Annotated in this window: 5 protein-coding genes and 3 pseudogenes; 1 reads left to right on the top strand and 7 read right to left on the bottom strand. The window is 40.4% G+C overall.

Features of this window, described 5'->3' with window-relative positions; all coding sequences use genetic code 11:
• The first annotated feature begins 57 nt into the window (after nucleotides 1–57).
• Nucleotides 58–438, top strand: coding sequence for a metal-dependent transcriptional regulator (locus JQM81_RS13135; protein WP_235234240.1), 381 nt, complete (start codon nucleotides 58–60; stop codon nucleotides 436–438).
• A gap of 3 nt (nucleotides 439–441) precedes the next feature.
• Here the strand turns inward: JQM81_RS13135 and JQM81_RS13130 are convergent, their stop codons facing one another.
• The 7 genes and pseudogenes from JQM81_RS13130 to JQM81_RS13105 all read right to left on the bottom strand — a co-directional run.
• Nucleotides 442–1,917, bottom strand: a complete 1,476-nt coding sequence (locus JQM81_RS13130) for a carbohydrate-binding domain-containing protein (protein ID WP_420370580.1) — start codon at nucleotides 1,915–1,917, stop codon at nucleotides 442–444.
• Nucleotides 1,909–2,307 (bottom strand): annotated as a pseudogene (locus JQM81_RS13850) (DUF4956 domain-containing protein); the annotation flags it as partial. The pseudogene JQM81_RS13850 and the gene JQM81_RS13130, both read right to left, overlap by 9 nt.
• Complete coding sequence (locus JQM81_RS13125) at nucleotides 2,300–3,004, bottom strand: polyphosphate polymerase domain-containing protein (RefSeq protein ID WP_235234238.1); 705 nt, start codon at nucleotides 3,002–3,004, stop codon at nucleotides 2,300–2,302. The gene JQM81_RS13125 and the pseudogene JQM81_RS13850, both read right to left, overlap by 8 nt.
• A 130-nt stretch (nucleotides 3,005–3,134) precedes the next feature.
• Nucleotides 3,135–3,488, bottom strand: coding sequence for a sensor histidine kinase (locus JQM81_RS13120; protein WP_235234242.1), 354 nt, complete (start codon nucleotides 3,486–3,488; stop codon nucleotides 3,135–3,137).
• A gap of 121 nt (nucleotides 3,489–3,609) precedes the next feature.
• A pseudogene (locus JQM81_RS13845) lies at nucleotides 3,610–3,711 on the bottom strand (DNA-binding response regulator); the annotation flags it as partial.
• Nucleotides 3,712–4,261: 550 nt separating this feature from the next.
• Nucleotides 4,262–5,323: a Fic family protein gene (locus JQM81_RS13110; RefSeq protein WP_334302623.1), complete on the bottom strand. Its 1,062-nt coding sequence runs from the start codon at nucleotides 5,321–5,323 to the stop codon at nucleotides 4,262–4,264.
• 99 nt (nucleotides 5,324–5,422) lie between these two features.
• Nucleotides 5,423–5,755, bottom strand: a pseudogene (locus JQM81_RS13105) (site-specific integrase); the annotation flags it as partial.
• Nucleotides 5,756–5,876 lie beyond the last annotated feature (121 nt).

Genomic DNA, 5,876 nt, shown 5'->3' with positions numbered 1-5,876 from the left:
GATATAATAGAACAAACTTAAATGGTATATATTAACAGAAAATAGAAAGGTATTATTATGCGTCACAATAGATCTTCTGAAGATTATCTGGAAACTATATTGTTATTAAGCAAAAAGTTACCAGTTGTTCGTTCCATTGACATAGCGGTTGAGTTGAATTTTTCAAAACCAAGCGTCAGTGTTGCTATGAAACATCTGCGTGAAAATGGCTGTATAGAAGTAAACCAGGCTGGTTTTATTACTCTGACAGATAAGGGTATGCAGATTGCCACCAGTGTATATGAGCGTCATCAGGTACTCTCTGACTGGCTGATCTCTCTTGGTGTAGATCCCCAGACAGCTTCTGAAGATGCCTGTGAGATGGAACATCAGATCAGCGATGAAAGTTTCCAGGCTATGAAAAAGTTTATAAAAGAACACTCAGCAGTGTTAAAATAAAGTTTATCTATTCTGTCTGGGTGCAGCTCCACCTTTCATCTGTCCACCCATGCCTCCGTTTCCATATATAAGGCTATCCATGATAATTTTCTGTGTGCTGTTTCCTGCCGTCAGTGTATAGGCTTCTCCTTCTGTGATCTCCGGACAGCTTACAATCACAGAAGTATATTCCTTATCTGTCGTCCAAGAAACCAGTTCGTTTTCACTGCTGTCCGTAAGAGAAATGATGCTTCCCGCCGCTTGTGTATCTACCGTCACCATCATAATTCCCTGCGTGGAAGAATCACTGAAATTCTGCGTCATTCCTGAAGAACCCGCTGCTAAGAAGATTCCGCCTGTTATCACACCTTTCCCATTATAATCCAGCGAACCATTTCCATTATTTGTAGGTTCAGACACATAAGTCTCTCCACCTGATATGGTCAGATCACCATTCGAATCAATTCCGTCACCAGAAGCACTGACATGAATTGTCCCGCCTGATATGTGGATATATGAGCCTTCCTCTACAGCAAAGATATCCTCGCCGCCACCTTTAAATCCACTACTGTCATTGCCACCGGCTGCATTCAATCCATCATCGCTTGACGTTACGTCGATATCTCCACCTGTAATGTCAATAGTCAGACCTTCTAGCCCCTCATAGCTTTCTGATACTTGAATCGTTCCATCTGCAATCAATAGTGCAGAATCTGCATGCATTCCGTCATCCTTTGCTGTAATGTCAATGTTGCCTCCTGCAATGTATATGAATCCCAGGCTGGTATCATCTGTATTTGACGCGTGGATTCCATCCTTTCCAGTTGTGATATGGTAAGTTCCGTCTGCGATCCGTACACTGTCCTTTCCAGAAAGTCCATGCTTCTCAGCCGATATGTTATAAGTTCCGCTTGTTAATACCAAGTCATCTTTTGACACCACCGCGTGACCCGCCGCTGCATTGATCGTCAATATACCTTCTCCATTTAAAGTCAGATCGTCTTTTGAAAATATCACCGCGTCAATATTATTGTCGTCAATCGCTGTGTAGATTCCCCCGTTCGTCAGGACATTGGAAGAACCGGATACAGTCGTAATAAACACCTTATCCGCAGAACGCACATAGATTGCTGCCGACTCTTTGCTTGTGATCTCCACGCCTTCCAGCACAAGCTGTACTTTATCCGTATCTTCTGCATCCACAATAACCATTCCGTTTGCCAGCTCACCAGACAGGATATAAGTTCCTTCATCCGTAATCGTAATGGTATCTTCGTTGATCTGAACAGCATCTGATTCGCAGGAGCTTTTGTTATCCGAAAGAGTTATGCGTGTGCTGTCATCTTCATCATAACCAATCTCTTTATCCCGATCTGTAAACATATCCGATGTATCAATCCCACTTTCGTTGGACGTTATTTCTGTCTTCTCCTCTTCTGCGGTCACTGCATTTTCTCCAGCAGAGTCAGAATTTCCCTCGCTACAGCCTGTTAAAAACATTGCTCCTGTTAATAAAAGCACTGCTATCAAAAAAGCATATCCGATATAACCCATTCCAACTACAAGTCCGGTTCCCATGGCAAGAAAAATTGCACCGATTTCCTTTGCAGAACCCGGAACCGAACGGAAACGAACCAGACTGAATGCTCCTGCTACAGCCACACCGGCACCTACATTTCCATTGACCATCATAATCACTACACATACAATAGCCGGAAGCATTGCCAGTGTTGCAACAAAGCTCTTCGTATAACGTGTTTTCCACATATAGCTTCCTGTCAGAATAAGGCCAATAATCAGTGCACTGCCTACACATAGTAAGAAATCAGACAGTCCAATCACGCTTGTCATATCTGTATCAAAAACTCCCCGAAATATTGTATCAAGCATATTGAATTCCTCCCTTCATCTGCTGATAGGCTGTTCCATATTTTGAAAATGATATTTTATACAAATGGTTTCTGGTCAACGCCTCACTCATCCACAGCGGGATTCCCCCAGATGTCTTAATCTCCATCAAAATCTGCCCCTGTTCCAAAATCGAAGTTCCATAAATATCACTTCCAAGAGACAGATCATCTTCCCGGTATAAAATATTTTCATCAAACGTTACCCGAAAATCACTTCCATCAAGTGCATAATAGGCCTCTCTTTCATAGGATAAAAAAACCGTCGGGTGAAGAGTTTTATAATATTCCCAAAAATATCGGATCTCATTGCCAATCTGTGAATGGTCGGGAAGTGGATTTCCGTTACATAAGCACTTCATTACTTCTGCTTCCGGACAAACCAGCCTTCGCTTATACACCACATGCTTGTATTTTTTCTTAAGTTCTACAAATACCGGAGTATCTTCACTTGCCGGACAGTAACTTCTCACCCGAAGCTTTTCTTTGTAAGTCGGTTTTTCCAGTGAATGACGAGCCAGCCGGTATGTCTCTGTGTCAAAATAAATGTTCCGTATTGTTGTCCTTTTGTACTGATCTAGCTTCATATAAGTTTCCATACTTTGCAACATATTTTCTTTCTGCTGCCGGTTTATCATATACTTCAATTCATAGCGTTTAAAAGTCATCTGATATGTCATGTCATTTGCTCCTTTGATTATTTACAGATATTACTATAACGAAACTTCCTTAAATTAACTTAAAAGTCTCTATAAAAAATGCCCAGATGGGAAATCCACCCGAAGCATTGTTTTTCAATAATCTGGAATTTTAACTTATGGGAAATATCACCGTAATCATCAACGATCTCTCATCCTCTGTCGATGCAACAATCTTCCCTTTATGTGCCTCTACTGTCGCTGCAGCGATGGAAAGCCCCAATCCGTATCCTCCTGTCTGAGAATTTCTGGAACTGTCTGCACGATAAAATCTATCAAACAAATGATCCAGTTGTTCCCGCGAAATAGATTCTGTCGTATTGTAAACAGACAGGCGAATCCTCTTCCTCTCTTTTTCCAGGCATACCTTAATCCGTCCTCCATCTCCTGAATACTTCACCGCATTATCTAAAAGAATTGTTACAAGACGACTCAGCGCCTTCTCATCACCACATATGGAAATCATCGGTGTGATCTCACTTGTCAATATTTTATTCTGTGTCTTTGCCAGGGATTGATATGTATTCACGGTTTCTTCTACCATATCCGAAAATGGAAAATCCACCATGGTCATTGCTGTTCTGCTTTCTTCCATCAAAAACTGCATCCACGGAATAATTGTTACGCTCCAAAATTGTCGTAAGCGCCTTTGATAATGCTTTTTCATCTTCTGCAAATAATATACGCATACATTTACCTCTATTTCTATATAATCATAATCTATTTCTTATTTTCCAATCTACCAGATAAAAATTTATCAACACCCATTATTAATGATACTATCAAAATATCCTTAACTACACTTAAAATTTTGCTATATAAAATAAAAAAGCGGTTCATGATCTAGCAATTCCTGCTAATCATTACCGCTTTTTTGAACGTTCCCTGCGAGAATCGAACTCACAACTAGTGCTTAGGAGAGCTCTGTGGTTCTGTCAATCCCTGTCAAGAACTGATATGTTTAGCCTTTTATTATCAAGGACTTTTTTTATTTTCGAATCAAATTCTGGTAATCTGAATACCCTTTCTGTCAAGACCAGATAAGACCTGAAAATTAGCAGATTCTTTGCAGCTGCTAACATCCGGGGAAAGCTCTGTTGTTACTGACAGATATCATCTTCCGGCTACCATCCCCTTACAAGCGGGAATGATAAACAATATTCAATTGACCAGATTTCTATTATTACTATACACCGTTATTGAAAATTTGTCTATGGTGTTTCGACCACGACAGCCGATTTAAATACGAACATATCCAGTTGCCGGCCCGGCACCTACTTTTGCGATATATCCACTTTTAACCAGTTCCGTCAGGGTCCTTTCTACAGTTACCTTGCTTATATCCGGACATAACTCCATGATTTCTTTTTTGGTAATTTTTCCCACCTTATTATCAATCACTGCTTTTATACGATCCGGCTTTGAAAGGCTTCTGTTTTTCAGGTGCTCTACACGCCCCTCAAACTCACTGTATGCTTTCAGTATAATTCCCAGATAATATTTTACAAATGACTCATAACTGTTTTCATTTTCGTGCCATCCATTGGAACTTTCCTGTAATGCCTCAAAATAAGTTTCTTTTGTCTTTTCAATCAGCATTTCAACACTGACATACTTTCCGACAATATAGCCGGCTTTGTAAAACAAAAGAAGTGTTAACAGGCGGCTCATTCGCCCATTTCCATCATTAAATGGATGGATACACAGAAAGTCAAGAATAAACATAGGGATAAGAATCAACTTATCTATTCGATCTGCTTCCCATGCTTCCAGAAAATTTGTACAAAGTTCATTCATAGCTTCTGGAGTCTGAAATGCCGGCACCGGGATAAAACGCGCTTTCTGATGACCTTCTGCATCTGTTTCTGCAATTACATTATCCGAATTTTTATAATTTCCACCAGCATTTCCTCCGGAATATGAGTATAAATCCCGATGCAATTGTAAAATAACATTGGGTCTCGGATTAATATACTCATAACTTTCATGGATAGTGGCAAGAACTTCCCGGTATCCGGATATTTCCTGTTCAGACCGGTTACGTGGTTCGGCTTTCTGTCTTACTAATTCTTCCAAACGTTTGTCGGTAGTATAAATACCTTCAATCCTGTTAGAAGCCCCTGTACTTTGAATCAAAGCAACTTCCAGCAGAGTTTTCAATTCGTCTATATTGGCTTCAAGAAACAATTCCTGCTTACCTTTATGCTCATGAATGCTTCCGACCATCTGAACAATTTCAGGTTTTAGCAATTGCTCCGGAGTTTTTATATAATCAAAACTTCTCATCGAAATCTCCTTCATTTTAATATTATCTCCATCATTTTACCATCAAATGACGGTGATATCAATTAGCATGATGGAGATATATTTTTAACATTCCTTTTAACGAAACCCATTTTTTCACTTCATTGTCTTCGCCAGTGACGCAAGCAGTGCCGCCATCTCAGGATTATTAAGAACCTTTGCAAGCAGTTCTGCATCCACGCCTTCCGGAACCGCTACCGTGTTTTGTGCTGTATTCGGATGCATCTGGGGATCCAAATCTTTTTTCTCATAAAATGCTTCTTCAAACAGCTCTGCATTTTTCTTCCGGTCATCATCCAGGATGTGGGAATATACATCCGTAACCATGCTGACCTGGGCATGTCCGGAATCTCCCTGGACAGCCTTAATATCTCCACCATTCAGTTTCAACTTATAGGTAACACTGCTGTGTCTGAGACTGTGTGATATTGTCAATATTGGTTGACACATTTATCTCAAAGATATCACTGACTATGCAGCCAGGTCCAAAGATTGATAGTATCTCTGGCGCTTGATGATCGGAGGAAGCCCACCGTTAGCAGAGCTGATA

The sequence above is a fragment of the Faecalicatena contorta genome (assembly GCF_021531895.1).
Classification (GTDB): Bacteria; Bacillota; Clostridia; order Lachnospirales; family Lachnospiraceae; genus JAFBIX01.
This window is presented reverse-complemented; position numbering and strand designations above follow the sequence as displayed.

What these genes read in the sequence shown, in the direction of transcription:
- JQM81_RS13135 (WP_235234240.1), top strand. Translation starts at nt 58, where the DNA reads ATGCGTCACAATAGATCTTCTGAAGATTATCTGGAAACTATATTGTTA.
- JQM81_RS13130 (WP_420370580.1), bottom strand. Translation starts at nt 1,917, where the DNA reads ATGTTTTTAACAGGCTGTAGCGAGGGAAATTCTGACTCTGCTGGAGAA.
- JQM81_RS13125 (WP_235234238.1), bottom strand. Translation starts at nt 3,004, where the DNA reads ATGACATATCAGATGACTTTTAAACGCTATGAATTGAAGTATATGATA.
- JQM81_RS13120 (WP_235234242.1), bottom strand. Translation starts at nt 3,488, where the DNA reads ATGATTTCCATATGTGGTGATGAGAAGGCGCTGAGTCGTCTTGTAACA.
- JQM81_RS13110 (WP_334302623.1), bottom strand. Translation starts at nt 5,323, where the DNA reads ATGAAGGAGATTTCGATGAGAAGTTTTGATTATATAAAAACTCCGGAG.